Source organism: Klebsiella sp. P1CD1 (assembly GCF_003790505.1).
Classification (GTDB): Bacteria; Pseudomonadota; Gammaproteobacteria; order Enterobacterales; family Enterobacteriaceae; genus Klebsiella; species Klebsiella variicola.
In genome coordinates this window covers 4,995,493-5,021,292 of sequence record NZ_CP033631.1, presented here as the reverse complement: position 1 = coordinate 5,021,292, position 25,800 = coordinate 4,995,493, and the positions used below count along the sequence as shown (strand labels likewise).

Annotated in this window: 29 protein-coding genes; 9 read left to right on the top strand and 20 right to left on the bottom strand. The window is 58.5% G+C overall.

Translation table 11 applies throughout. The annotated features are described in order from the left end of the window. Positions 1–378: 378 nt before the first annotated feature. The gene (locus DTA24_RS24835) at positions 379–1,773 is read left to right on the top strand and encodes a GGDEF domain-containing protein (protein WP_123837101.1); all 1,395 of its coding nucleotides are present in this window, start codon (positions 379–381) and stop codon (positions 1,771–1,773) included. A gap of 48 nt (positions 1,774–1,821) precedes the next feature. Here the strand turns inward: DTA24_RS24835 and trpS are convergent, their stop codons facing one another. The 18 genes from trpS to DTA24_RS24745 all read right to left on the bottom strand — a co-directional run bounded on the left by trpS (position 1,822) and on the right by DTA24_RS24745 (position 17,381). Continuing rightward, positions 1,822–2,829: a tryptophan--tRNA ligase gene (gene trpS, locus DTA24_RS24830; RefSeq protein ID WP_012542992.1), complete on the bottom strand. Its 1,008-nt coding sequence runs from the start codon at positions 2,827–2,829 to the stop codon at positions 1,822–1,824. A gap of 200 nt (positions 2,830–3,029) precedes the next feature. Continuing rightward, on the bottom strand, positions 3,030–3,359 hold the full coding sequence (locus DTA24_RS24825; RefSeq protein WP_004204123.1) for a DMT family transporter: 330 nt from the start codon (positions 3,357–3,359) through the stop codon (positions 3,030–3,032). A gap of 17 nt (positions 3,360–3,376) precedes the next feature. Then, entirely contained in the window at positions 3,377–3,790 is a 414-nt protein-coding gene (locus tag DTA24_RS24820) for a DMT family transporter (protein WP_023296995.1), read from the bottom strand. 31 nt (positions 3,791–3,821) lie between these two features. Then, complete coding sequence (locus tag DTA24_RS24815) at positions 3,822–4,487, bottom strand: hypothetical protein (RefSeq protein ID WP_032731572.1); 666 nt, start codon at positions 4,485–4,487, stop codon at positions 3,822–3,824. Positions 4,488–4,499: 12 nt separating this feature from the next. After that, entirely contained in the window at positions 4,500–5,120 is a 621-nt protein-coding gene (locus DTA24_RS24810; protein WP_023296997.1) for a phosphate propanoyltransferase, read from the bottom strand. Continuing rightward, on the bottom strand, positions 5,117–5,515 hold the full coding sequence (locus tag DTA24_RS24805; protein WP_012542988.1) for a BMC domain-containing protein: 399 nt from the start codon (positions 5,513–5,515) through the stop codon (positions 5,117–5,119). Before DTA24_RS24805 ends, DTA24_RS24810 begins: the two co-directional genes overlap by 4 nt. A gap of 12 nt (positions 5,516–5,527) precedes the next feature. After that, positions 5,528–6,475 carry a choline TMA-lyase-activating enzyme gene (cutD, locus tag DTA24_RS24800; protein WP_022065980.1) on the bottom strand — a complete coding sequence of 316 codons (948 nt, stop codon included), beginning with the start codon at positions 6,473–6,475 and terminating at the stop codon, positions 5,528–5,530. An 85-nt stretch (positions 6,476–6,560) separates the two neighbouring features. Further along, positions 6,561–9,947 (bottom strand): choline trimethylamine-lyase, encoded by a 3,387-nt coding sequence (gene cutC / locus DTA24_RS24795; protein WP_123837100.1) that lies wholly within the window; start codon positions 9,945–9,947, stop codon positions 6,561–6,563. Between the two features lie 131 nt (positions 9,948–10,078). Further along, positions 10,079–11,260 carry a 1-propanol dehydrogenase PduQ gene (locus DTA24_RS24790; protein ID WP_123837099.1) on the bottom strand — a complete coding sequence of 394 codons (1,182 nt, stop codon included), beginning with the start codon at positions 11,258–11,260 and terminating at the stop codon, positions 10,079–10,081. Positions 11,261–11,277: 17 nt separating this feature from the next. Continuing rightward, the gene (locus DTA24_RS24785) at positions 11,278–11,535 is read right to left on the bottom strand and encodes a EutN/CcmL family microcompartment protein (RefSeq protein ID WP_004146127.1); all 258 of its coding nucleotides are present in this window, start codon (positions 11,533–11,535) and stop codon (positions 11,278–11,280) included. A 24-nt stretch (positions 11,536–11,559) separates the two neighbouring features. Next, the gene (locus tag DTA24_RS24780; protein ID WP_123837098.1) at positions 11,560–13,161 is read right to left on the bottom strand and encodes an acetaldehyde dehydrogenase (acetylating); all 1,602 of its coding nucleotides are present in this window, start codon (positions 13,159–13,161) and stop codon (positions 11,560–11,562) included. A gap of 53 nt (positions 13,162–13,214) precedes the next feature. Continuing rightward, a complete protein-coding gene (locus tag DTA24_RS24775) occupies positions 13,215–13,493 on the bottom strand; it encodes a BMC domain-containing protein (protein WP_004146125.1) in 279 nt (92 codons plus the stop codon). 12 nt (positions 13,494–13,505) lie between these two features. Further along, entirely contained in the window at positions 13,506–13,790 is a 285-nt protein-coding gene (locus DTA24_RS24770) for a BMC domain-containing protein (RefSeq protein ID WP_002442227.1), read from the bottom strand. Between the two features lie 17 nt (positions 13,791–13,807). After that, positions 13,808–14,086, bottom strand: a complete 279-nt coding sequence (locus DTA24_RS24765) for a BMC domain-containing protein (RefSeq protein ID WP_012542984.1) — start codon at positions 14,084–14,086, stop codon at positions 13,808–13,810. Positions 14,087–14,532: 446 nt separating this feature from the next. Further along, complete coding sequence (locus DTA24_RS24760; RefSeq protein WP_049152923.1) at positions 14,533–15,051, bottom strand: FidL-like protein; 519 nt, start codon at positions 15,049–15,051, stop codon at positions 14,533–14,535. Continuing rightward, entirely contained in the window at positions 15,048–15,851 is an 804-nt protein-coding gene (locus tag DTA24_RS24755; protein WP_049152924.1) for a winged helix-turn-helix domain-containing protein, read from the bottom strand. Before DTA24_RS24755 ends, DTA24_RS24760 begins: the two co-directional genes overlap by 4 nt. 21 nt (positions 15,852–15,872) lie before the next feature. Then, positions 15,873–16,457, bottom strand: a complete 585-nt coding sequence (locus tag DTA24_RS24750; RefSeq protein WP_123837097.1) for a TetR/AcrR family transcriptional regulator — start codon at positions 16,455–16,457, stop codon at positions 15,873–15,875. Positions 16,458–16,598: 141 nt separating this feature from the next. After that, a complete protein-coding gene (locus tag DTA24_RS24745) occupies positions 16,599–17,381 on the bottom strand; it encodes an NAD(P)H-dependent oxidoreductase (protein ID WP_012542981.1) in 783 nt (260 codons plus the stop codon). Positions 17,382–17,467: 86 nt separating this feature from the next. On the opposite strand from DTA24_RS24745, the gene DTA24_RS24740 reads away from it, so the two are divergent. Both DTA24_RS24740 and fosA read left to right on the top strand, forming a co-directional pair. After that, the gene (locus tag DTA24_RS24740; protein ID WP_016160219.1) at positions 17,468–18,376 is read left to right on the top strand and encodes a LysR family transcriptional regulator; all 909 of its coding nucleotides are present in this window, start codon (positions 17,468–17,470) and stop codon (positions 18,374–18,376) included. After that, the gene (gene fosA / locus DTA24_RS24735) at positions 18,370–18,789 is read left to right on the top strand and encodes a FosA5 family fosfomycin resistance glutathione transferase (RefSeq protein ID WP_023297004.1); all 420 of its coding nucleotides are present in this window, start codon (positions 18,370–18,372) and stop codon (positions 18,787–18,789) included. Before DTA24_RS24740 ends, fosA begins: the two co-directional genes overlap by 7 nt. 72 nt (positions 18,790–18,861) lie before the next feature. On the opposite strand, the gene DTA24_RS24730 is transcribed toward fosA, so the two are convergent. Beyond that, positions 18,862–20,274, bottom strand: a complete 1,413-nt coding sequence (locus DTA24_RS24730) for a PLP-dependent aminotransferase family protein (RefSeq protein ID WP_012969021.1) — start codon at positions 20,272–20,274, stop codon at positions 18,862–18,864. A 177-nt stretch (positions 20,275–20,451) separates the two neighbouring features. Here DTA24_RS24730 and DTA24_RS24725 point away from each other — a divergent pair, with 177 nt between their 5' ends. From DTA24_RS24725 to DTA24_RS24710, 4 genes are all read left to right on the top strand, one after another. Continuing rightward, on the top strand, positions 20,452–20,616 hold the full coding sequence (locus DTA24_RS24725; protein WP_008807599.1) for a DUF1127 domain-containing protein: 165 nt from the start codon (positions 20,452–20,454) through the stop codon (positions 20,614–20,616). Between the two features lie 165 nt (positions 20,617–20,781). Next, entirely contained in the window at positions 20,782–21,246 is a 465-nt protein-coding gene (locus tag DTA24_RS24720; RefSeq protein WP_008807598.1) for a MarR family winged helix-turn-helix transcriptional regulator, read from the top strand. A 6-nt stretch (positions 21,247–21,252) separates the two neighbouring features. Beyond that, a complete protein-coding gene (locus DTA24_RS24715) occupies positions 21,253–22,320 on the top strand; it encodes an HlyD family secretion protein (protein WP_008807597.1) in 1,068 nt (355 codons plus the stop codon). Beyond that, positions 22,310–23,374 (top strand): DUF2955 domain-containing protein, encoded by a 1,065-nt coding sequence (locus DTA24_RS24710; protein WP_008807596.1) that lies wholly within the window; start codon positions 22,310–22,312, stop codon positions 23,372–23,374. The genes DTA24_RS24715 and DTA24_RS24710 overlap by 11 nt, the downstream gene beginning before the upstream one ends. Positions 23,375–23,376: 2 nt before the next feature. Here the strand turns inward: DTA24_RS24710 and DTA24_RS24705 are convergent, their stop codons facing one another. Beyond that, on the bottom strand, positions 23,377–24,291 hold the full coding sequence (locus DTA24_RS24705) for a LysR substrate-binding domain-containing protein (protein WP_123837096.1): 915 nt from the start codon (positions 24,289–24,291) through the stop codon (positions 23,377–23,379). Between the two features lie 363 nt (positions 24,292–24,654). On the opposite strand from DTA24_RS24705, the gene DTA24_RS24700 reads away from it, so the two are divergent. Then, positions 24,655–25,338 carry a nucleoside recognition domain-containing protein gene (locus tag DTA24_RS24700; RefSeq protein ID WP_008807594.1) on the top strand — a complete coding sequence of 228 codons (684 nt, stop codon included), beginning with the start codon at positions 24,655–24,657 and terminating at the stop codon, positions 25,336–25,338. Further along, on the top strand, positions 25,331–25,798 hold the full coding sequence (locus DTA24_RS24695; protein ID WP_038422074.1) for a YjiG family protein: 468 nt from the start codon (positions 25,331–25,333) through the stop codon (positions 25,796–25,798). The genes DTA24_RS24700 and DTA24_RS24695 overlap by 8 nt, the downstream gene beginning before the upstream one ends. The last annotated feature ends 2 nt before the right edge of the window (positions 25,799–25,800 follow it).

Sequence of the window (25,800 nt, the reverse complement as noted above, 5' to 3'; positions counted from 1 at the left end):
TGAGTGGTGCGCGTGTTTCCTCCGCCGAGCGGAGCGTCCTCCTTGCGAGGGACGAAAAGGTGGGGATAAAGGCCGCTGACGCCGCGCTCTGCCGCGTCGATGCGCAGCCGATCGCTGTGCTACTTATGTGGTCATCATCAGCGATCCTGGCCTTAATGAAACACGCATAGTGAGAGCTACCGTCATCGCGATAGTAACATTCGTGGCGATGTTGTCCATACGAAGTACATGGTCTTGTCGGTGCGTTAACAGAAATACCCACCGTCAGGATAAAACCGCGAAAACAGGGCGCCTGTTTTGTTATCTGGTTGCCCCCCGGTAACTACGATATGATTCCGCTCCTGGCATTGAGAAACATCCGACGAGTGCTTTAATTTCATGAATGAAGAAAGCCAAAAATATATCGCCGTGATTTTTAAGGAATGGTTACCGCCGTATGACAGCCTGACGCCGGACGTCCGTGCATTGCTTAAAAAAATGGCTGATGAGCGATCGTCGATGTTAGCGACCCGCTTTTACGATTTTATTTTTCAGGATCCGGATATCGCCAGGCACCTCTCTTATGAGCTGGTTGAGGAACGTCTGAGCCGCTCTCTGGCGGGATGGGTACAGCAGATCCTGACCTGTGAAAAAGAGGATCTTCAGGCTCTTGCGGAGCGCCAGTATCAGATCGGCAGCATTCATTCGCGGATTGGCATCCCGGCAGAGGCGGTGCTGCGCGGCGCGCGGCAGATAAAATCCGGGCTGGTGGAGGCGATTCGTGACAGCCAGGCCGCGCGGGACACCGGGATAGCGGCTATCCATTACGCGATCATGGCGATGAATATGGCGGTGGAGATGATGTGTCACGCCTATACGCTGTCGCATTATCGGGCTACCAAAAATGAAGAAGCTTTTCGTCTGTACAGCCTGATGGATAACGTCCCGATGGAGTATGGCAAGCAGCAGGCATCGCTTTCGGGTTGGGAAAATAGTGCGATTTTTAATATCGTCAGCGAGAACAGGACGGACCTTAACGCAACGTTATTATCTGAATCCGAATTTGGTTTGTGGTTTCGCCATAAATGCGTTCGCTATTTTAACCACAATCCGCAGATGGGGGAGATTACTGAGTTGATCGGTCAGGTGGATGCGCTGATTACCGAATGGCGTACCGCGGAACAGGATGCTGGTTATAAAAATACTCAGAGCCTGCTGCAAAAGATCCATATCCATTGCCAGCACATCAGCAGCCAACTGGGGGTATTGTTCAGTAGTCTGTCGCAGATGCAAAACGGCAAAGACGCACTGACCAGCCTGCTTAACCGTCGCTATCTGCCGGTGGTGCTCAAGCATGAAGTCACCCTGGCGATTGAGTATGACCTGCCGCTGACGGTAGCGATTATCGATATTGATTTCTTTAAAGAGATCAATGACAAATGGGGCCATATGGTCGGCGACCGCGCCATTAAGCACGTAGCCGATCTGCTCAGCGATAATATTCGCTCCAGCGACTATCTCTTCCGCTACGGCGGCGAGGAGTTTCTGCTGGTGCTGGTGGAGACCCGCGCGGCAGAGGCTTTCCCTCTCCTTGAACGTCTGCGCAAAAAGATTGGCCAGCTGGCGTTTAACGTTGGCGGCGACACGCAGATCCCCATCACCGCCAGCATTGGCTTTGCCGCCCACACCGGTCACCCCGATTACAACCTGCTGCTGCGCGACGCCGATAACGCGCTGTATGCCGCCAAGCGCGAGGGGCGCAACTGCGTGAAGATGCACAAAGGCGGGGGATAAAACCGTAGCCCCGGTAAGCGTAGCGCGACCGGGGAAGGGCTCTGAAACTCAGAACAGCACCGGCAGCCCCAGCCCGCGCTTCACTTCATGCAGCGTCTGCTGCGTGAGCTGGTGGGCGCGTTCGCTGCCCTGGCGCAGCAGCTCAAGCAGCATCCCTTTATCCTGAATATAGGTAGCCCGGCGTTCGCGGATCGGCGCCAGTAGCGCCTGCAGGCAGGTTTCCAGTTCATTCTTACACTGGCGATCGCCCAGCCCGCCGCGCTGATAGTGGGCTTTCATCTCTGCCACCAGCGCCTTATCGCTATGGAAAGCGTCGAGATAGGTGAACACCACGTTGCCGTCGACATGTCCCGGATCGCTGACTCTCAGGTGCGTCGGGTCGGTATACATCGCGCTGACCGCGCGGTGGATCTCCTCTTCACTGGCCGATAACGTCAGCGTATTGCCCAGCGATTTCGACATTTTGGCATTACCGTCGACGCCCGGCAGGCGGCTCACTTCGCTGAGTAGCGCCTTGCAGTGGCGCAGCACCGGCTCGCCGGTGAGGCTATTCATCTTGTGGACGATCTCGTTGGTCTGCTCAATCATCGGTAGCTGATCGTCACCCACCGGCACCAGCTCGGCCTTGAAGGCGGTGATATCGGCCGCCTGGCTAATCGGATAGGCAAGAAAGCCCACCGGCAGCGAACGGGCGAATCCCTTTTGGGCAATCTCATTTTTGACCGTCGGATTACGTTCCACGCGGGCGACGGTGACGATATTCATATACAGCGCGCTGAGCTCCGCCAGCGCGGGCAGAGCGGACTGCAGGCAAATAGTGGTGAGCCTGGGGTCGATGCCGACGGCCAGATAATCGGCCATGACTTCGAGGATATGGTGGCTGATTTTTTGTGGGTTGCTGCCGTTATCGGTGAGCCCTTGCAGGTCGGCGATCAGGATAAACTGCTGGTGGTCGTGCTGCAGCGCGACGCGCTGGCGTAGCGAGCCGACGTAGTGGCCAAGGTGCAGCTGGCCGGTCGGCCGGTCGCCAGTGAGGATGGTTTGCGAATGGTTCATCAGGGACTCCTTATCAGACTGTTCAGCCGAAAGACGTCCTGAAAACACCAAAGCCGCCTTCCGGCGGCTTTGAAAATGGAAACGTGTATCGTGCCGCCTGTTATGCAGGCAGCCACCAACGACGGGGATAGGTAACGATAACGTTTCTGTTCATCTTTTTATCCTGCCACGAAATCACGGCGGGGTAAACCCGCCTCGTATTACATGGTCGAGAAGACGTTCATGATCACGCCGCCGGAGATAATCAGCGCCATGGCGATAATGGCCGCCAGGTCCGGTTTCTGCTTATAGAGGATCATGGAGCAAATCGTCACGCCGACGATACCGAAGCCGCACCACAGCGAGTAGGCTACGCCCACCGGAATGGTGCTCATCGCGCGGGTGAGGGCGAAGTAACACAGGCCGTAGGCGCAGACCACCAGCACCGAAGGCGCCAGTTTGCTGAAGCCGTTGGTTTTTTTGATCATCGAGGTGCCGGTGATTTCGGAGCCGATAGACAGCGCCAGCCATAAAAATCCGAGATTAAACATAGGGTATTCCTTTCCTGTTAGTTAGCGATGTTCTTATCCATGGAGGCGACTGGCGCGGCGGGCGCGGGCTCTTCGCTCGCTTCGGAACCCATCTTCGAGAACAGGTTCATGATAACGATGCCGCTGGCGATCACCGCCATGCCGATGATGGCGGCGGTATCCGGATGCTGGCCGTAGAATGCCATTCCCAGCGTCGAGACCACCAGGATACCGGTTCCGGACCAGGTGGCGTATGCCAGGCCGACCGGGATATCTTTCACCGCCCTTGAGAGCGAGTAATAGCAGGTGCAATAGAGCGCAATCAGCAATACGAGCAGCAGCATTTTTGTGCTGCCTTCGCTGTTACCGAACATTTTTAACGTCGAGGTTGCCGAGGTTTCGGAGAGGATAACCAGCAGCATCCATAACCAGCATTTTGTTTTCGAAGACATCGTTAAGCTCCAGGTTCATAGTTGGGTAAGGTCATATCTTTCTGTTTTTTAAATAATCAATGGCTGCATCGGTCAGTTGCGCGTGCGGGGCCGCCGCCAGCGCCGGATTATTCACTATGTCTGTGACGGTGAGATAACGGCGCGGTTCGCTGCTGGCGGCAGGCGCGGTGGGCGCGTCCAGCGTCGCCAGCAGCTCATTCATGGTGCCGAGGAAGACGCCGCAGGCTTCCAGGCGAGTCAGCGTGGCCTGCAGATGCCCGGTATAGGCGCTGTCGGCCTGCGCCCCGCGCAACTGGTTGAGTTCGCTGAGCGGATCGCAGTGGTAGCGCAGCGCCAGCACGGGAATACCCGCCAGCAGCGCCTCGTGCGCGCAGCGGGCGAGCGGGCTGCGCAGCGTGCCGTTCAGCAGGTCTGAAGCCAGCGGGTAATCGAGAAACGGTAGCAGTACCGCCCGCCACGGCGCTGACGGCAGGGCATCCTGCCAGGCCGATGACGGGATAATCTCGCCCACCTCCCGCCACGCGGCGGCGTCGGCGAGGCCCTCCTCCAGCGCGAGGCGCAGCGGGTAGCCGCAGCTTGCCAGGCGCTGGCGGATTGCCGTGCGGTAGCCGTCAGCGGCGGTCACCATCACCAGTACCGGCGGGCGCAGGCGCTGTAAAATTCGCGCGACTAAACCTTCAATCTGTTCGTCGGTCATGGCGAGCCTCCGTTAGCCGATGAGCGTCACCTGCGCGCCGTTTTTCAACCCGGCGGCATTGGCTTCTTCGGTATCGATGTGAAACTCCAGCGCGAAGTCATCGCGCACCCGCACCACCACTTCATCGAAAGTCAGCTGACGCTTGCCGTTGCTGCGCACGCTGACCTTCTGGCCATTGCTAACGTTGAGCTGGCGCGCGTCCTGCGGCGACATATGAATATGCCGCCAGGCGCAGATCACCTGCGAATGGAGTTCAACGTGGCCTGCGGGCCCAATCAGCAGCGCGCTACCGGCATTATCCAGCTGGCCGGACTCACGAACCGGCGCCTTAATCCCGAGCGTGAAACAGTCGGCGCGCGATACTTCCAGCTGCGATACCGGGCGGGTCGGCCCGAGGACGCGGACGTTGGTCAGCGAGCCTTTCGGCCCGACAACGGTCACGCACTCCTGGGCGGCGAACTGCCCCGGCTGGCGCAGCGGTTTGAACGGCGTCAGGCTGTAGCCTTTGCCGAATAGCGCCTCGACGTCCTGTTGCGCGAGATGGACGTGGCGGTTGGAGATCCCCACCGGGATCGCCGGCGCCGTTGCGCTCAGGCGGGCGGCGATTTTTTCGCGAACCAGGGTGTCGATCATGACTTCTTCCCTTTCTTCAGCGCCGGATGTTTATCTTCCGTTTCGTTCGGGGCGGCAGGGGGGACGATGGGTTCCGGGGCGGCGATAACCACCGGTTCGGCCGCTTTTTTCGCAGGCGGCGGGTTGCCTTTGAGGTTGCTTAACGCTTCAACCACACAGCGCTCCGGGCGGGCAATCACCAGCGACTTCACGGTGTGCTCGGCGCCGGCCACCGCCACGCCGCGTTCAATGGCGGTGTGGATGGCGCTGATCTCCCCTTCAAAGCAGACGCTCACCAGCCCGGAGCCTGGTTTGCGATAGCCAATGCAGGTCACTCCCGCAGCTTTACAGGCGGCGTCGACGGCCTGAATGGCGGCGACCCATCCTCGCGTTTCAATTACGCCTAAACTTTTCATGGTCGGCTCCTGTTAATGGCGGACTAAGCGAATATCAAAATCAAATTGCCGGAAGAAGGTTTCCAGCCGGTCCAGTTCGTCCGGTGAATAAGACGGGTCCTGGGTAATCGGGTAGGGCATATCCAGGCGTTCGTACTTTTTGCGTCCCAACTGGTGGTACGGCAGCATGTCGATGCGGCGGATATTCCCGCGCTTCGCCAGCTTCTGTACGTAATCAATGGCGCCGGTAATGGCGTCGAATGAGTCGTTGTAGCCGCGTATGAGCGGCATACGCACAATGACGTTGGCGCCGGAATCCACCAGCCATTCGAGATTGCGGCGGATCCCTTCGTTGCCGATGCCGAGCATCGCCCTGTGGTGATCGCTGTTAATCTGCTTTATGTCGAATAAGAAGGTGTCGGTGACCGGCGCCAGCTTCTGGTAGTTGGCAAGCGGGGTGGTGCCCTGGGTTTCGACGGCGGTGTTAATCATCATCTTTTTGCATTCGCTGAATAAGGCGACGGCAAAATCGGTCTGCAGGCTCATCTCGCCGCCGCCGATGGTGACGCCACCGCCGGAGGAGATGTAGAAGTCGTAGTCCTGCATGATGATCTCCATCAGCTCGCTGACGGTGACGTCCTTGCCCATAATGTCCAGCGCGTTCTGGGTGCAAATCTCTTCGCATTTGCGGCAGCCGATACAGTCTTTATTGCGGTCGACGAAGTGCTTCATTTCGCCGTTTTCTTCCGCCCGATAATGAATACCCGCCGGACAGACGCTGACGCAGTCGCCGCAGTTAATGCATTTGTCGTGCGAGAACATCACCTGGAACTGGCTGTTCAGCCCTTCCGGGTTGGCGCACCACGGGCAGCGAATGTTGCAGCCCTTAAAAAACACCAGCGTGCGAATGCCATCGCCGTCATAGATCGAATATTTCTGGATATTGAAAATTCGGCCCGTTAATTCTTGTTTTGCGATCACGCTTGCCTCCCGCTCCGTCCCGTTACGGGACGGAGAACTTCCGGTTATTTCTCAAATACAGCTCATTTAATTCTCTTTAAGAGAACTAGAACTTCTCAATCACCGTACGGCTGATGATCTCGTCCTGGACCTCTTTGCACAGCTCGACGAAGTAAGCGCTGTAGCCGGCGACGCGGACGATCAGGTCGCGGTATTTCTCCGGCTCCTGCTGCGCCTTCTTCAGCACTTCGTTATCGACATAGCTGAACTGCATCTGGCCGTTGCCGAGAATCGAGGCGGTACGCAGCAGGGTAATCAAGCCGTGGCGACCTTCCGGGGTATCCAGCAGTCCTTTGAGGAACTTGAAGTTGTGCACCATGCCGATGTTCATGGTTTCCACATTCATCTTGCTGACCGACTTGATAATCGCCGTCGGGCCTTGTTTATCCGCGCCCTGGGTTGGGCTGATGCCGTCGGAGAGCGGCATCCACGCCAGGCGGCCGTTCGGCGTGGCGTTGGTCAGCTCGCCGATTGGCGTGTTGTTGGAGATAGACAGGGTGCCGTGGCTGAGGGTCGAGTAGAGCATCTTGTACTTACGGCACTCTTTCTCGGTCCATTCGGTAATATCCAGCGCGTACTGGTCGACGTAGTTATCGTCGTTACCGTATTTCGGCGCGTTCAGGCAGTCGCGGCGCAGCGCTTCGTAACCTTCAAAGTTGGCCAGCAGCGCATCGCGGATCTGCTCAAGGGTGTATTTCTTCTCTTCAAACACCAGCTTGCGGATCGCCGCCATCGAATCGACGTAGGTCGCCAGGCCGGAGAAAATCAGCCCCGGACCGTGGTTGACCATCGCGCCGCCGGCGGCGACATCTTTGCCGCTCTCCATACAGCCTTCAACCAGCAACGACATCAGCGGCTTCGGCGCCACATCGCGGTGGACGCGCTGGCTGATGACGGTGCCGATGGCCGACAGGCGCACGATATGGGCGATCTGCTGTTTCACTGCCGCGTCGAAATCGTCGAAGGTGCGCAGGTCGCGCAGGTCGCCGGTATCCAGCCCCTGATAGCTATCGAACAGCACCATCCGCCCGCGGTTGAGCACGAACTCGATAGCGATAGGCCACTGGGTGTAGCCGGTGGAGGTCCACTGGTAGATGCGCCCGGATTTCTGCGGCTCAACGCAGCCCATCAGGCAGTAATCGCGGGCGTCTTCAAAATCGAAGCCTTTGCGCAGCATCATCTTGATGTGGGAGTCATCGAAGTGGCAGGCCGGGAAGCCCATTCCCGCCTTCACCACGTCGACGATTTTTTCCATGTATTTCTGCGGCGACTGGTTGTGGATACGGCAGGCCAGCGACGGCTGGTAAACCTTCACGAAGCGCACGGCGTCCATAATCAGATAGGTCAGGTCGTTACAGGCATCGCCGCCGCTACGTTTCTGGCCGCCAACGGTGAGGTTGATAAACGGCTGATAACCCGCGAAATATTTCGCTCCCAGCTCGCTCGACATCCACATCAGTTCGGCGCATTTGATGATGAACGCCTGCAGCAGCTCCAGCGCGGTGTCGTGGGTCAGGCGGCCTTCGCGGATAGCGGCTTCGAACATCGGGTAGCAGTACTGGTCGACGCGCCCCAGCGACAGCCCGGTCTGGTTTTCTTCGATTTCAAACAGTGATTCGACGGTCCAGATACTCTGCAGCGCTTCCTGCAAGGTCTTCGGCGGATTGGCCGGCACGTTTTCGTTGACGTCGGCGATGGTCAGCAGCTCGGCGCGGCGCTGGGCGTTTTGCTCTTTAGCCGCCAGTTCGCGGGCATGGGCGGCGATGCGGCGGGCGTAGTTGACCACCCCTTCACAGGTTTCAATCGCCGCTTTGTAGTAGTAAATGCGGTCGATATCTTCTGGGTTTTCCATGCTCAGGCTGGCCAGATGCGCCTCGGCATCGGCTTTAATGCCGTTCATCCCTTTGGTGAACAGCAGAACGTCGTAGCCCGGGCAGGTATCGCCGCCGCCGTTAATCTGGTGATAGGAGAGGTCGCTGACGAAGGTCTCGCCGCTGAAGGCCCAGACTCCAGCCTCACGGTATTGCGCTTCGCAAATCTCATCCAGCGAACGGCCTTCCCAGAATGGGACGATCTCTTCGCGAATGGTTTTTTTATCTGCTTCGCTGATCTCAAACGGATCCTGCGGGCGGGTGCTCATGGTGTCGAGCTCGTCGCGCACCCAGCGCCAGGCGATATCCGGCGAGAAGGCGCCCGCGCGCGGCTTGCCGCACGGATGGCCGACGATCAGCTCATCGTCCTGAATCAGAATCGGCGCGGTTTCGCAGGCGTGGCGAAAAGCTTTCGCCCGCAGCAGAATGGTCGGCATGCCCGGGTTGGCTTTGACCACTTCGGTAAAGGCCAGCGCGCGATAGATAGAGACGCTCGGGCGTACCGTCAGGTAGTGGTTACGCAGGCGCTGCATGCGCGGGGTTAAGCCTTCCATCACCGGCATGTCGGCGCAGGCGGCGAACGGCGCGTGGCTGACCGGCTGTACGCCGCTAAACAGGCGCACCGGCAGATTCAGCGCGCTGAGGTTGCGCTGGGCGCTGATAAACATCGCCGAGAGTTCGTTCACTTCAGCATGGTCAAAAGCGGCGCCGTGCAGCATGGCGTCGAGCATCGGATAGCCGTCAATGGCGCAGGCGGCGCGGACTTCGCTCAGTTCCGCCAGCTTGAACCACAGGCACTCCACGATCTCATAGGCCTGCTGGGTATTGAGCGCGCCGCTGTTGATATCGCGTTGGAAGTAAGGCAGTAGCGCGATATCCGCCCCTTGCGGGTTAACCGCATAGCTGCCGTTGTCCAGCTGTAGCGCCAGCTGGAACAGATAGAATGCCTGGCAGGCTTCTTTGAAATTACGCGCCGGATGGGCCGGAACGTGGTGCAGAATGGCCGCGCTATCGAGCAGCTCGGCTTTGCGATAAGCATTGGTTTCCGCTGCCGCCAGCTGTTCGGCGCTGTTGGCCAGATTTTGCGCCAGCGCCAGCAGGGCGTCGCAGGCGTAGATGGCGGCGCGACAGCCGTTGACTTCATCCATACCGCTGCGGCTGACCGCGCTACCGAGGGCGCGGGTTTTCTCTTCTAACTGGTGCTTAATCGCCAGCACGCCTTTTTCGACCACCAGTTTGTAATCCGGCGAGTCCAGCTCGCTATTGAGGTTGAGGAACTGGAAAACCGATGGACGACGGGTCGCGTTTTCGTCATGGAAAATCGCCCCGTGCGGTTTACGGGTCTGGTTGCCGACGATCAGCTCGTCGGCGCTGATGGTCAGCGGCAGCTGGCGCATCAGTTCATAGAAGCGGCGCGCCGGTTTAACGGCGGCGGGAACGCCCGCGATGTCGCCACCAAGAGCGTTCAGCGTGGTGGCATGTTCGGTGCACAGCGTGCTTTTCTGGGCGAGTAAACGGTCTGCCAGCACTTTGACGCGCGGCGTTAAGTTGTAGTGTGCCATGAAGTATTCTCCAGATGTTCTTTTCCCGCGGCTGATGACAACCCGGTTGTGGATACAGTGTCCGTTTCTGCCGGGTGGCGGCTGACGCCTTACCCGGCCTGCAAATAACCCAGCGATCACCCGGTTATCTGTTACCCGTAGGCCCGCGCAAGCGGAGCGCCGCCGGGCGATGTCTGTTGTCCATGCCACGCCTGGCGATAAAGTTCGGTTAACGCGTTAGCGTCTGGCGCGCGTGGGTTGGTCGGAGTACAGCTGTCGCGCAGCGCCTGGCCGACCATCTCCGGCAGGCGGCGCTCGAATTCAGCCGCCGCGATGCCGGTGTCGCTAATGCCGGAGGGCATGCTCATCTCTTCTTTTAACGCCTGAATGGCGACCAGCAGGCTGGCGACGCCCTGGCGTGGCGAGGCGGCAGGCAGATCCAGCAGATGCGCCAGACGGGCATATTTATGCGCCGCGAGGGTGTCGCACTGGCCGTCGACATCGGCGTTCCAGGCGACGACGTGCGCCATCAGCAGGGCGTTGGCGCGGCCATGGGGCACGCGGAAGACGCCGCCGAGAGCGTGTGCCAGGCTGTGGGTTATCCCCAGCGAGGCGTTGGTGAAGGCTATGCCCGCCATGCAGGAGGCGTTGTGCATCTTTTCGCGCGCCAGCAGGTTGTCGCCGCTGCGCCAGCAGGTCGGCAGATAGCGAAATACCTGCTGCACCACTTTCTCCGCCAGCGCGTCGGAAAAGTCGCTGGCGGCGCGGGAGACGTAGGCCTCAAGGGCGTGACACAGCACGTCCATGCCGGTGTCGGCGGTAATTGCCGGCGGTACCGAAGTCACCAGCGCCGGGTCAAGAATGGCGATATCCGGCAGCAGCGACGCATCCACCAGCACCAGCTTCTCCGCGTTGGCTTTCACCACCGAAAAGGCGGTGACTTCCGAACCGGTACCGCTGGTGGTGGGGATGGCGACAAAGCATGGACGCGGCCGGTTAGCCTGCGGACGGGTTTGCGCCAGGGAGAAAATAACCGCTTTGGCGGCATCGATTACCGAACCGCCGCCGAGCGCGATAACCAGATCCGGATAGTGGTTATCCATCAGCTTCATGCCGCGCACCACGGTGGCGATATCCGGATCGGCCACCACGTCGTCCCACATCTGCCAGGCGATCCCGCGCTGGCGCAGCAGGGCGGTGACGCGCTCGGCGAGGCCAAACTTGATCATCGCTTGATCGGTCACCAGCAGTACGCTGCGGGCGGAGAGTTCGTTCAGCACCGAGAGGGCGTCCTGACCGAAGCAAATCCGCGGTTTCAGTAAAAATTCACTCATTGGGCTATTCACTCCTGTTAGGCGTCCCGAAACACGTTCTCGACAATGGCGACCACCGACATCGCTTTGTAGCGCTCTTTATTGAGCGCGAAGTACTCTTCCGCCAGCACGATGTCGTGCATGCCGGCGCCGACGTTATCGACGGCGACCCAGGTCTGGTCCTTCATCGGCTGCTGATTGTCATCCAGTCGGGTGACCAACAGCAGGTTGCTGCCGCGTAGCTCATCGCATTTCTGCGTGGCGACGACATGGCCGGTTACCTTTGCGAGAATCATCGTTTATCGCCTTATATCAGTGCGTTACTTAGCAAGGCGCTCCAGCACCTGGCGGATAACGCGTTCCACGTTTTGCTCGTTGATTTCGCCTTCCATGCTGGCGGCGCCTGCGCTGGCGAAACGGTCATCGCTGCCTGCGGATCGCGCTGGCGCGGCGTTAGCCGGGGCGTTGAAACGCAGGTCATCAAGAATGCTGCGCTGCGGATCGCTCGTCGGAGAGACGATGGTCGGCTGTGGTTCAGGGCGGCTGCCCGGGGCGCGAAGCTCGTCGATCGACCGCACGCCGTAGCCGACTTTGCGGATATTGAGCAGGTTCATCGGGCCGACGTTGTCGGAGCTGGAACCGCCGCCGACCGCGCCGCAGCCGAGGGTCAGCGCCGGGGAGATGTTGGTAGTCGCGCCGATACCGCCGAGCGCCGCCGGAGTATTAATCAGAATGCGATTGACCGGTTTTTCGAGGCTGAACTGGCGGATGACGTCCTGATTACGGGTGTGGATCACCAGCGTATGGCCGAGTCCTTCGTTGGTCAGCAGCTCCACCACGCGGTGGCAGGCGGCTTTCCAGTCTTCTGCCACGTACAGGCCGAGCACCGGGCACAGTTTTTCGCGCGAGTAGGGGTTTTTCGGCGATACGGTGGTCTGTTCGGCGATCAGCACTTTGGTGCTGGCCGGAACACAGAAGCCCGCCATCTGGCTGAGGTACAGCGCGGTTTTGCCGACCACTTTCGGGTTGATGGTGCCGTTCGGGCGCAGCAGCAGCGCCGCCATTTTCGCCGCTTCATCTTCATTCATGAAGTAAGCGCCCTGCGCTTCCAGCTCGCGGTGAACCTCGTCGTAAATGCAGCCTTCGACGATGATCGACTGCTCGGAGGCGCAGATCACCCCATTATCGAAGGTTTTGCTGGTGATGATATCTTTCACCGCGTGGTGGATATCGGCGCTGCGTTCGATAAACGCCGGGCCGTTGCCCGGGCCGCCGCTGATGGTTGGGGTGCCGGACGCATAGGCCGCACGCACCATGCCTTCGCCGCCGGTGGCGAGGATCAGCGACACGTCTTTGCTGTGCATCAGCTCAGAGGTGGCTTCGAGCGTCAGCTGGGTGATGCCGTCGACGCAGCCCTCCGGCGCACCGGCCGCTTCCGCCGCGCGTTTGACGATTTCAATCGCCTTCCAGCTGCACTGACGCGCGCCCGGATGCGGGGAGAAGATAATGGCGTTGCCGGCCTTGAGGGCGATCAGCGCTTTGTAGATAACCGTGGAGGTTGGGTTCGTTGAGGGGACCAGCGCGCAAATCACGCCCAGCGGCACGCCCACGTCCATCACTTTTTTTACCGGGTCGTCATGAATGATGCCAACGGTCTTCATATCTTTGATGGCGTCGTAGACGCGCAGCGAGGCGAAGCGGTTTTTCAGCACTTTGTCCTGCCAGTTGCCAAAACCGGTCTCTTCCGAGGCCATTTTCGCCAGCGCTTCGGCGTGGTGCGCTGCTTCCTGGGCCACGTTTTTCACGATGGCGTCGATTTGCTGCTGCGAAAAGGTGGCCAGCATCGCCTGCGCCTTTTTGGCGTTGCGCACCAGTTCCCGGGCGTTCTGCCGGGACTGCAAATCGTTATCCAGTTCAATCATGAGTCTATCCTTCATCAGACGAAAAGAGTGGGGACGGGGCGCGCCCTGTCAGGTCATGCTTTGTGCTGCGCCGCGATTTTTTCGATGTCGTTATGTGGACGCGCAATGACGCGAGAGCTGACGACTTCGCCGATGCGTTTCGCCGCTTCCACGCCGGAGTCGACCGCTGCGTTGACCGCGCCGACGTCGCCTTTCACCATCGCGGTGACCAGGCCGGAGCCGACGTTTTCATAGCCAATCAATTCGACGTTGGCGGCTTTGCACATCGCATCCGCGGCTTCAATACAGGCCACCAGACCTTTGGTTTCGATAAGACCAAGCGCTTCTTTCATCAGGTTTCTCCGTTAGTCCGCAATTTTGTAATGCGAGACGATTTTGTTGATGTCGTTATGCGGACGCGCGATGACCAGCGAGGTCACCACTTCGCCGATGCGTTGTGCGGATTCCACGCCGGAATCGACTGCCGCTTTTACCGCGCCGACGTCGCCTTTCACCATCGCGGTGACCAGGCCGGAGCCGACGTTTTCATAGCCGATAAGCTCGACGTTGGCGGCTTTACACATCGCATCCGCCGCTTCAATGCAGGCCACCAGACCTTTGGTTTCAATCAGACCTAATGCATCACCCATTTGCGTTCTCCTGGCCTTCAGGCCTTGTGTTTAATGACGATTTTGTTGATGTCGTTATGCGGGCGAGCGATGACCAGCGAGGTCACCACTTCGCCGATGCGCTGCGCGGATTCCACACCGGAATCCACCGCCGCTTTTACCGCGCCGACGTCGCCTTTCACCATCACGGTGACCAGGCCGGAGCCGACGTTTTCATAGCCGATCAGTTCGACGTTGGCGGCTTTACACATCGCGTCCGCTGCTTCAATACAGGCCACCAGACCTTTGGTTTCGATAAGCCCCAATGCATCACCCATCGTGATCTCCTCCAGAACAGGTTTTGTTATTCGGGAAAACCGTCCGCGTAACGGCATCAACACGCGGAAGCGGCGTTCGGGGTTCACTATAGGGAATGGGGAGGTAAGTGAAATTTAAATCCGTGAAGATGAATATTTTAGGTTTTTACTCTGTGATTTAGTCTTATTTAAACTTCTTTTTATCTGTTCGTTATGTTTTATGCGTATTGATTTTTATGATGATATGGCGCTTTTTTAGGCTATTTATCGGTGGGAGATGAATGTTAATAAGATGCTAATTACTTGCCAGCGGTTAGTAATATAGGCACGTGATAATTGTGGGTATGCTCATGTTTTGGCGACGAAGCTAAATGCAAAACGTGCGCTTTTAGCATCGTGGAAAGAGGGGGCAATAATGGAGCGTGAGCGAGGGCGCATTTTCCTCGCGGCGGTTCAGGGGGGACGGGTTAGTTAAGCGTGCTGCCGGACTTCAGCGTGCAGATGTAGAGCGGCGAGTTGATAGAGCTCATCAGGATAGCTTTGTCGTTAAGCTTTTGCGCGTTGAGGAACAGACCGTCATGGCTGTCGGACATTTCGCGCATGAAGTAGTCGAAGATGACATTCGGCGATTCGTCGATGGATGAGGCGCTGGATTCCCACTTTTTGATGCGGTAGTGGCGTTCGGTTGCCGAGATGCGTTGGCTGGTGTAGCTGAATTTGACGTAGCGCTGCAGGTAGAGCCAGCCGGCGGCAGAATCGGTATAGCCTTCCACCACCATCGAACCGTTGCCGTTAGCGGCAAAGTTAAAATGGATATTGCCGTTCACATTCTCTTTTTCCATGTTTTCAAAACGCATGATCGCTTTGGTGGAGCAGCTCATCACGCCATCGTTGGCATCTGGCAGCAGGCGCCAGACGCTAAACCCGGCGGCGGCGATAAACGCGAGGGCGGAGAGGGCGAAAAAGGGGCGGGGCGCGAGTTTCATTGCGGCTTCCAGGAGTAGTAAAAGTAGTTATCGCAATAGCTAAACGGGTTGTCCTCGTGCATCGCGCAGTGGGCGAGAAATACCCGGCCCAGGCCGTTAGTCTCCAGCCGGTCGCCGTAGAAGAAAACGAAACGCTCCCCCGGCTTGCAGCCGAGCTTCAGCCGCTGACGCACCTCATCGAAATTCTTAGCGTAGGCCGTGGCGGAAACCGAACGCAGCATCTCATCGCTGGCCAGCAGTTCGCACTGGCTGTGGCTCATCAGCGTCAGATTGATCGGTCGGGCGACGTGGGTACCGGCAAAAGTGAATGCCACCAGCAGCAGGGCGATGATCAGCAGACAGCCGCCGGCCAGATACCAGCACATTCCGCGCGCATGTGGCGAATCGGTGGGCGGCGTTGTCGCCGCCGGGGGGACGGTTTCAGCAGCCCTCTCGGGTGGGTTAGCGGCCTCGGTAAGCGCCGGCCCGGCATCGAGCAGTTCAATACTCAGATCCTGGTTCAGCTGCAGCATGCCGCGCGACACGGTGACGATAATGTTATCGATATCGTAGTGGCGGAAGGTTTTGCGCAGCATACTCAGGTATTGATTGAGGTTGCTGTTGGAAGAGGTTAAGCCGTTATCATCCCAGACTTTTTTCAACACTTCATCGCGACTGACGACGCCGGTATGGCGGAGAAAAAAATAGAGTAGCGCGCTGGCGGTGATGGATAGCTGGCTATCCGGTTCATCGCTGCCGGGCAGGGTAAGCGTGCCGTCCGTTGCATCATAAATGAGACGGGCATTGATGTTGTAGCGCATCGCGGCCTCACTCTATTCGCTTCACGCGGGAAGCGTCATTTTGGTCAGATCGTTCACCAGCGACTGGCGGTATTCACTGCTCATGGTGCGCCCTTCGGTCAGTTCCGATAACCAGATGCCGTCGGCCGCGTAGCGTACCAGCGTGCCGGTCGGGCCGTTATCCAGCGCATCGCCCTGCGCCAGGTGATCCAGCATCCAGTCGCGCCAGCATTTTCGCAGCACCGGCTCGTCCGGCATCGCCAGCGACAGCACCATCAACTGGCGGCTTTCGTGAGTGTCCGTCAGCTCCGGGTTGGACAGATAGCGCAAATAGGCGCGGGTAAAGCGCCCGTAAGCGATGTTATCGGCGGCCATCAGTTCGCTAATCGCCTTTTCCATGATCGCCAGCAGCCGGGCGAACAGGGCGAAAATCAGCGCCTGCTTATTGGGAAAGTGATGCAGGAGGCCACCTTTGCTCACGCCAGCCTCGCGGGCGACGGCGTTCAGCGACAGGGCGGCGATACCATCCCGGCCGGCAATCATCGCTGCCGATTCAAGCAACTGACGGTGGAGACGGACGGGATCTTTTTTACGATGCTGGGCTTCCATATTCATGGCCGGAATCATACCGACCAGACGGTATGATTATTCTTGATCGCTATCAATATGAGAGGTGGCTTCGTGCGACGGGATACCGTTAATGCGTGGAGGCTCACAAATTGTCATATTAATGAACGCGATAACCCGGATGGGCTATCGCGTTGAGGTTTATTTCGTTGCCAGATGCACCGCCAAGCCGCTTTGCCCCGGCGCCAGCTCCGGGCGCAGCGTCAGCGACGGGATCAGATAATCGCCATGATTTTGCCGGCGGAATGGAATGGGCTCGGTTTGCCACAGCGTGTCCAGCCGCTCGGCCAGCGTGGCGCACTGGTCGGCGAATTGCCCGGCATCGGTTTTATCCGTGCGGTAGAACACCAGCGGCGGAAGCACCTCAAAGCCGGGATAGAACAGCATACCGTGCTGAATGGGGAACAGGATGTCGTCGATGGGGCCATTGATCCCGCGCGGTGAATAGTGTTCCGCCCAGCCGCCGGCGGTGACGATCAGCATCGCCCGCTTGCCGACGAAGGTGCCTTCCCCATAGCGATCGCCCCAGTGGCGGTCGCTGTGCTCGCCGACGCCATAGGCAAAGCCCCAGGCGTACACCCGGTCGATCCAGCCCTTCATGATGGCGGGCATTGAGAACCACCACAGCGGGAACTGGAAAATCACCGTATCGGCCCACAGCAGCTTTTCCTGCTCGGCTGCGATATCCGCACTTTGGGTGCCCTGGGCAAAGGCCTGTTTGGAATCGAGGGTCGGCCGCCAGAACTCGCCGACCGGCGGGGCGCCGCTGTCATCGGCGTCATACCCGGCCTTCCAGCGCATGGCGTAGAGATCGGAGACTTGCACTTCATGCCCGGCCTGCTGCAGATGGCGGACGGCAAAATTTTTCAGCGCGCCATTAAGCGAGCGCGGTTCCGGATGGGCGTAAATCAGTAGTACTTTCATAACATCACCTCTGGCGTATGGAGAGCTGCAGAGTAGGAAAGCTGACGCTATAGTAGAAATTAATTACTTAAATTCCAGGTATAGCCGTGATTAATTTACATCGTCTGGATCTTAATCTGCTGCGCACGCTTGATGTGCTGCTCAGTGAAAATAATGTCACCCGGGCGGCGCAGCGGCTGAATCTGTCGCAGCCCTCGGTGAGCATTCAGCTCGCCAGGCTGCGGGAGATTTTCGCCGACCCGCTGCTGATGCCGGGCCCGCGCGGCATGCAGCCCACCGCCCGCGCCGATGAGCTTCGCCAGCCGCTGCGCGCAGCGCTAGCCGCACTGGAGCAGGCGGTGGCGCCGGTCAGCCCTTTTGATCCGGCGACGGCGGCGGAGACCTGGCGGGTGGCAGCGACGGACTATATGGCCTCGGCGATCCTCCTGCCGATGCTGGGCAGGCTACGGCTGGCCTCTCCCGGCAGTCGGCTGGCGGTGTTCGAGCTACAGCCGGCGCGGCTGGAGCAGCAGGCGGCCAGCGATACAGTAGATCTCTTCTTTCATACCCGCGAGGGCGCGCCGCCGGGGCTACATCAGCGCCTGCTGTTTCGCGAACGCTATGTGCTGGCAGGCCGGGCGGAGCATCCGGCGCTGCGGCCTGGGCTTAGCCTGGAAACGTTCTGTCAGCTGGAGCACGTGATCGTCTCCCCGGACGGGGGCGGCTTCAGCGCGGCGACCGATACCGCGCTGGCGAATCTTGGCCTGGCGCGGCGGGTTGTCCTTTCCGTGCCACATTTCCTGTTTATGCTGGAGACCCTGCGCAATAGCGATCTGGTGGCGGTGCTGCCGGAGCGGCTGGTGCGCGGGCAGAGCGGGCTGGAAGTCGTCGAGCCGCCACTGGCGGTCGCCGGCTTTGAGATGCTGATGCTGTGGCACGAGCGCTGGCACCGCGACCCGGCGCATCAATGGCTGCGTCAGTTCATTGTGAATTCACTGGAGGAACAGACATGCTGAGTGGACTGAATCACCTGACCCTGGCAGTCAGCCAGTTGGCGCCGAGCGTGGCGTTTTATCAGCAACTGCTGGGCATGACGCTGCACGCCCGCTGGGACAGTGGCGCCTATCTCTCCTGCGGCGATCTGTGGCTGTGCCTGTCGCTGGATCCGCAGCGGCGCATCACCCCGTCGGAAGAGAGCGACTACACCCATTATGCGTTTAGCATTAGCGAGGCGGATTTCGCCAGCTTCGCCGCCCGCCTGGAGGTTGCCGGCGTGGCGGTCTGGAAGCTAAACCGCAGCGAAGGCGCCTCGCACTATTTCCTCGATCCCGATGGCCACAAGCTGGAGCTGCACGTCGGCAGTCTCGCCCAGCGGCTGGCCGCCTGCCGTGAGCAGCCGTATAAGGGAATGGTGTTTTTTGATGAGTGAAGCTGATTTGCGGACGCGGGGTAACCCGTAGCCCCGGTAAGCGCAGCGCCACCGGGGAGAACAGGTTAAACTTCACTCCATCGCCACCTTCACCGCTTCTCCCAGCTTCACCATCACCGCTTTATGTTTCTCGGTCGGCGGCAGGGCGCAGTTGATCCTGACGCAGTTGCGATACTTGCCCGCTGCCGAAAACAGCGAGCCCGGCGCGACCTGGATCTTCAGCCGGCACAGCTGTTTGGCGACGCAGACCATATCCACCTGCTCCGGGAGCTCCACCCACAGCATAAAACCGCCTTTCGGCCGGGTGACGCAGATCCCGCACGGGAAAAACTCCCGCAGCCAGCAGGTGTAGATCTCCATATTACGCTGATAGATCTGCCGCATCCGCCGCACGTGACGGTGGTAGTGGCCTTCGCGAATAAAATTGCAGGCCGCCAGTTGGGTTGAAGGGACGTTAGTGCCGCTGGCGGCATACTTCATCTGTAGCAGCTTGTCGTAGTAGCGCCCGGGCGCTATCCAACCGATGCGCAGGCCGGGGGCGATGGTTTTGGTAAAAGAGCTGCAGAGCATCACCCGGCCGTCGATATCCCAGGAGTGAATGGTGCGCGGGCGCGGGTACTCGGTGGCCAGCTCGCCGTAAATATCATCCTCGAAAATCACGATATCGTGGCGCTGGGCCAGGTTCAGCACCGCGCGCTTGCGAGCGTCCGGCATGATAAAGCCCAGCGGGTTATTGCAGTTTGGCACGAGGATCACCCCTTTGATCGGCCACTGATCCAGCGCCAGCTCCAGGGCCTCAATGCTGATCCCGGTTTCCGGATCGGTAGGGATCTCAATGGTCTTTAATCCCAGTCCGCGCAGCATCTGCATCGTGCCGTAGTAGCAGGGAGATTCCACCGCCACGATATCGCCAGGCTGGCATACCGACAGCAAGGCCAGAGACAGCGCGCTATGGCAGCCGCTGGTGAGCACCAGATCGTCAGCCGTCACTATCGAGCCGCCGTCAAGCATCAGACGGGCGATCTGCTCCCTCAGCTCGCGGCGCCCGGCCAGCTCGTCATAGTTCAGCACTTCGCTGAGGTTATGCTGGATCGCCCGGCTCAGTTCGCGCCAGATAGGCTTCAGGCTTGGCTGTGTGACATCCGGCGAGCCGCCGCCGAAGGGGATAATCGATTTATCGTAGCGGGCGTCGAGCATGGTCAGCACCTGATCCCACTGGGTGATCTCCACCGGGCGCTGTACCGGACGCGACATCGGCGGCACCGGCGGCTGGGCCTTGCGGGGGGCAACGAAGTAGCCCGATCGCGGCTGCGGCACGATCATCTGCTGCTGCTCAAGCAACTGATAGGCCTGCTGGACGGTGCTGATGCTGACGCCATGTTCCTGGCTCAGGCTGCGCACCGACGGCAGTTTTTCGCCGTGGCGATACAGGCCCTGTTCGATGCGTTCGGCCAGCAGCGTAGCGAGATGTTGGTAGCGGGTCATGCTGTATCCTTAATTTCCGCCATACAGATGGAATAACCAGTACAGATTGGCGTAAAAATTGGGCTCTGGTGTACGTTTTAGCTAATCTGTATGTTAAAGAAAAGCGTTTTGTGAATCTGTATTCCTTGGCCCCAAATCCGTGAAGATAAAGCCTCTGGCAAGGTGAGGAGGTAGAGGATGGAATTTCACGAGAACAGGGCAAGACAGCCATTTATTGGTTTCGTACTGCTGGTGCGGTTTATCAAAAAATGGTGGCTTCAGGAGCAAACGCGCAGAGCTTTGCAGCGAATGAGCGACGAACAGCTGAAAGACATCGGCCTGCGTCGGGATCAGATCAATTAAAAAGTGCGGTTTTTTTCAGGCATCATTCCTTCTTTGCCCCGGTAAGCGCTGGCGACGCCGGGGAATACATTCACGAAATTTATCAATTGATGCGGCGCGATCGTCCGTTTCTTGATACTTACCCTGATAAGTATTATTTTCTTCTCAACAATGAGAGGAAAACCTGTGACCGAAGACGACCTGTTTGCCCGCCGCCCGTTGGGGATGAGAATGGCCATGGTGGTGCGCCAGTGGCGCGCTATTATTGACTCCGCTATCACCGATACCGGACTCACCCAGTCTAGCTGGACGGTGTTGATGCAACTGCATCAGCTGGGAGACAACGTCTCGGTCAGCGAACTGGCGGAGGTGCAGGGGATTGAACTGCCGCCGCTGATGCGCACCCTCTCGTTACTGGAAAAGCAGGGCTATCTGGTGCGTTCTACATCGCCATATGACAAACGCATTCGCCTGCTGACGCTGACCGCCGAGGGGCGGGCGATTCTGGAAAAACTGAGCTGCGTGATCGAGACCTATCAGGAACGCGTGACTCAGACCATCCCGGAGGCCGACCTCGCCACCTTCAGCGCCACATTAAATCAAATCGCCTGCCGTTTGCGGAATATCCGCGAAGAAGATAACAAGATCTAACACACTATGATGACGCCTGAACAAAAATTTGCCCGCTGGGTACGGGTGAGTATTGCCGCTTTTCTGGGAATATTCGCCTGGTTTATCGTTGCCGATATCTGGATCCCGCTGACGCCGGACTCCACCGTCATGCGCGTGGTGACCCCGGTTTCGTCGCGGGTCTCCGGCTATGTCTCGCACGTTTACGTGCACAACAACAGCCAGGTGAAAAAGGGCGACCTGCTGTATGAGCTCGACCCAACGCCATTCATTAATAAAGTTGAAGCGGCGCAGATCGCCCTCGAGCAGGCGAAACTGAGCAACCAGCAACTGGATGCACAAATCGCCGCCGCCCGCGCCAACCTGCGCACCGCACAGTACACCGCCCGTAACGATAAGGTCACGCTCGATCGCTACCAGCGCCTGAGTACGATGCAGAACGTCTCGCAGTCCGACCTCGATAAGGTGCGGACCACCTGGCAGACCAGCGAGCAGTCGGTCTCGGCGCTGAACGCGCAGATCCAGAACCTGCTGATCCAGCGCGGCGAGCGCGACGATAAGCGCAACGTCACTCTGCAGAAATACCGTAATGCGCTGGAGGAGGCGCAGCTGAACCTGGCCTGGACCCAGGTGCGTGCCGAAACTGATGGTATGGTCAGCAACCTGCAGCTTAACCCGGGGATCTACGCCACCGCGGCGACGGCTGTGCTGGCGCTGGTCAACAACAACACTGACATCGTCGCCGACTTCCGTGAAAAGAGCCTGCGCCACACGGCGGTGAATACCGATGCAGCGGTGGTCTTTGATGCCCTGCCGGGGCAAGTCTTCCCGGCGCACGTCACCAGCAGCGATGCCGGGATTCTGGCGGGGCAGGAGGCGGTGAACGGCCAGCTGTCGCAGCCGGAGCAGTCCACCCGCTGGGTGCGCGACGCACAGCGCATGCGCATTCACGTCGCGCTGGATCAGCCGCTGGCGAAACCGCTGCCGACCGGCGCCCGCGCCACGGTGCAGCTGTACAATAGCGAGGGACCTTTCGCCCGCACCTTCGCCGGCCTGCAGATCCACCTGGTGAGCTGGTTGCACTATGTCTATTAATACCCTGGCGCACGTCTTTACGCCGCACGGCAATATCGTCTACACGGCGAATGATTTTCGCCAGACGGTGCGTATCGCCGTGGCCGGGACGATTGCGCTCAGTATCTCCACCTTCTACGACGTGCAGTACGGCGTATTTTTTGTGGTGTATCCGCTGATGCTGATGTCGCTGGTGCCGGTGTTCAACCGCCATGTCGCCCGCCAGTTTGTGTTCAGCGCGGCGGTGAACTGCGTCGAAATGGTATTGATTGTCGGCTATTTGTCACAGTGGCCGGTGATCATGACCCTGGTGGTGTTCGCCCTGTACGTGATGCGTTTTCGCTTTATGAGCCAGGGGCCGCTGTTTCTGCTGGGGTCGATGGGCGTGGTGTGCCAGAGCACGATGCTCAACTTTATGAGCTATCCCACCAGCAACTGGCACACCCTGATGTTCTCCAATATGGAAGCCTGCGTGCTGGCGGTGGCGCTGAGCGCGCTGCTGCATTACCTGATCCCGGACGTCGAACCGCGCAAGCCGCCGCCGCGCATTGAAAAAGACGCCGCCCGCATTCGCCACGAGTCGCTGCTCTCCGGTACGGTCGCGACGATCATCTTTGTGGTGTTCCAGATCTGCGATCTCAGTGACTCGCTGTCGGCGCTGATGGCCGGGATCCTGATCCTGTTTCCGATGCACTATCGCGGGGCGGTGATCAGCTCGATCTGGCGCGTCGTCGGGGTGGTGCTGGCCTGTCTCTATATTCTGGTGGTGCAACTGATCATCTATGATTTCAGCAACCACATGATCCTGATGATGCCGCTGATTGGTCTCGGGCTGGCCTTCAGCGCCCGCCTGCACGTGATGGAGAAAGTGGGCGCCGGGGTGGGCTTCGCCAGCATCACCACCATCGGCATTATGTTCGGCCAGAATCTGCATCCCTATCAGGATCTGGTATTCAGCGACCTGTACCGCATCACCTCGGTGACGGTCTCGCTGGTGGTGACGCTGACTCTGGTCTTTCTCATGCACCGTCTGCTGAACTGCTTTGCGGCGACGCGCTTTGTGGTGAGCGAATAGGGTCACACCGTCATCGCCCGCTGCGCATCGCGAAAGGCGTTATGGAGTAAGCGCCACATATGGTGCGCGGCGGGGGGAAAGCGGCGGTTCGAGTTGCGTAATAAGTGGCATTGGGCGCTGCTGGCGATCGGATGATCGATGGGGACCGCCTTTAGTATGCCGTGAGCGATTGCTTCCCGGGCGGCGAATTCGGTCATGAAAGAGATCCCCAGACCGGCCTGGCTCAGGCTCATGGCGGTGGAAAAGAGGTTGCAGCGATAGGCCGGATGAAACTGCCGCCCGGCGGTTTTAAACATGGCGTTCATATGGCGCTGTAGGCCAAAGCTTTCTGTCAGGGCGATCAGGCGATATTGCGTCAGCTCATCGATGGTCACCATTGACTGTCGCGCGATGGGATGCTGCGGAGAGACCACCGCGCAGATGGGCCCCCACTGGAAGCTGTGGCGTTTAAGCTCCGGATTGCCGATGGGGCCGAAGGCGACCGCCATATCCGCTTCACCGCTGGCGATATCGTTGAGCATCTCCTGCATATTGCCGACGCTAATATCAACGAATACGTTCGGCCACGACTGCGAAAACGTGCTCATCACCGACTCGATAAAGGTCGTCACCAACCCCCCGCCAATTCTCACAGAGATGGTGCCGCCACGCATATGGCGTAAATCCTTTAGATGACTCTCCAGCTTTTCCCGCCGCTGGCGGCTTTCGTGGTAATCCTCGGCCAGCAAACGTCCGGCTTCAGTGAGCGCCACATTGCGCCCCTGTCGCTCCAGCAGAGGGAGTTCCAGCGTTCGCTCCAGCTGCGCTATCTGGCGGCTGATAACCGACGGATTAATCCCCAGAATATCAGCGGCCCGCCGAATGCCCCCCTGGATCCCCACTTCGTACAGATAGCTCATGGGATGTTCGTGCAACATCCTGTCTCCCTCCTTTGTTGACTTCAGGTCAACAATAACATCCTTTACCAGACATTTATCATCCCGGCTAGTTATAGATAATCGTGATTCAGGTACATAACAGACAAGGGGAGTCACGGAACGGATTAACTGCCATGGCAATAAACCAGTACCACCGGTGGTTGCCAATAATAAGATATCGATATGCCAGTAAAAAGATAAATAAGTGAGGTATATGCCAGTTGCCGGCTTTTCGGGAAAAGAGAGGCACCTTATTTATTGATGGGTGTTTTACGTCAAAATAATCAATGCCAAAACCAATACATTGAAAAGCGTCCAAATGGCAAAAGACCAATAAGATATTTCATAATGTGAGGACAGGGTATGAGTGAAAATAAAACGTTGGAACGTTCCTCCGACGACGCGACAAATGAGTGGCGGGTAGGACCTGGGGCATGGATCTCGCTGGTGGTGGTGTTATTAGTCTTCTCCGGGCTGCTGTTTAAAGTGGAAGGGATGGCCTGGCTGGGGGCTTTCGACTTTACCACCCTCGGCGGCGCATTTGGTACGATGAAGACCCCGGAAACTAACACTTTTATCGGCAGCGGCGGCATCAGCGCCAAGGCCGGTTTCTTGTTTGCGCTGTCGCTGGTCCCTACGGTGATGCTGGCGCTGGGGTTGCTGGAAATCTTTACCCATTATGGCGCGATACGTGCAGCGCATAAGCTGCTGACGCCGTTGTTACGCCCGTTACTGGGGATCCCGGGTTATACCGGTCTGGCGTTAATTACCGACCTCCAAAGCACCGATGCCGGGGCCGCGTTGACCAAAGAGCTGTATGACAGCAAAAAAATTAGTCGGAAAGATGTGGTGATTATGGGGGCATGGCAATATTCCGGCGCCGGTCTGATCAATAACTATTTCTCCATTGGCTCAGCGCTTTTCGCGTCGTTAACCATCCCTATTATTATTCCGCTGCTGTTAATGTTTGTGCTGAAATTCGTTGGCGCGGCAATCACCCGTCTGGTTTTGAATACGGCCTATAAAGGGGATTTTGATAATGAGTAATTCGGAAAAAGTGGCCAGTAATCCGTTTGATATTTTTGTTATCGGTGCACGTAAAGGATTTAATATTGCCATAAACAACCTGATGCCGAATGTATTAATGGCATATGTGATCGCCGAAATGCTTAATTTGCTCGGGGTGATGCAGTTGATAGGCCAGGTCTGCGCGCCGCTGATGGGCCTGTTTGGCTTACCGGGCGAAGCGATTACCGTGCTGCTCACCTCCTGGCTTTCCGCCTCGGCGGGGACGGGAGTGGCGGTGAGCCTGTTGAGTAAAGGCACCCTCAACGTGGCGGACGTCACCATCCTGATCCCGGCCATCTTCCTGATGGGTTCGCAACTACAGTATATGGGGCGGCTGCTTGGGGTGGCGGATGTACCGAAAAAATACTGGCCGCTGCTGATGGCGGTGAGCATTATCAACGCCGTCATCGCCATGCTGGTCATGCGCGTGATGGCATAATG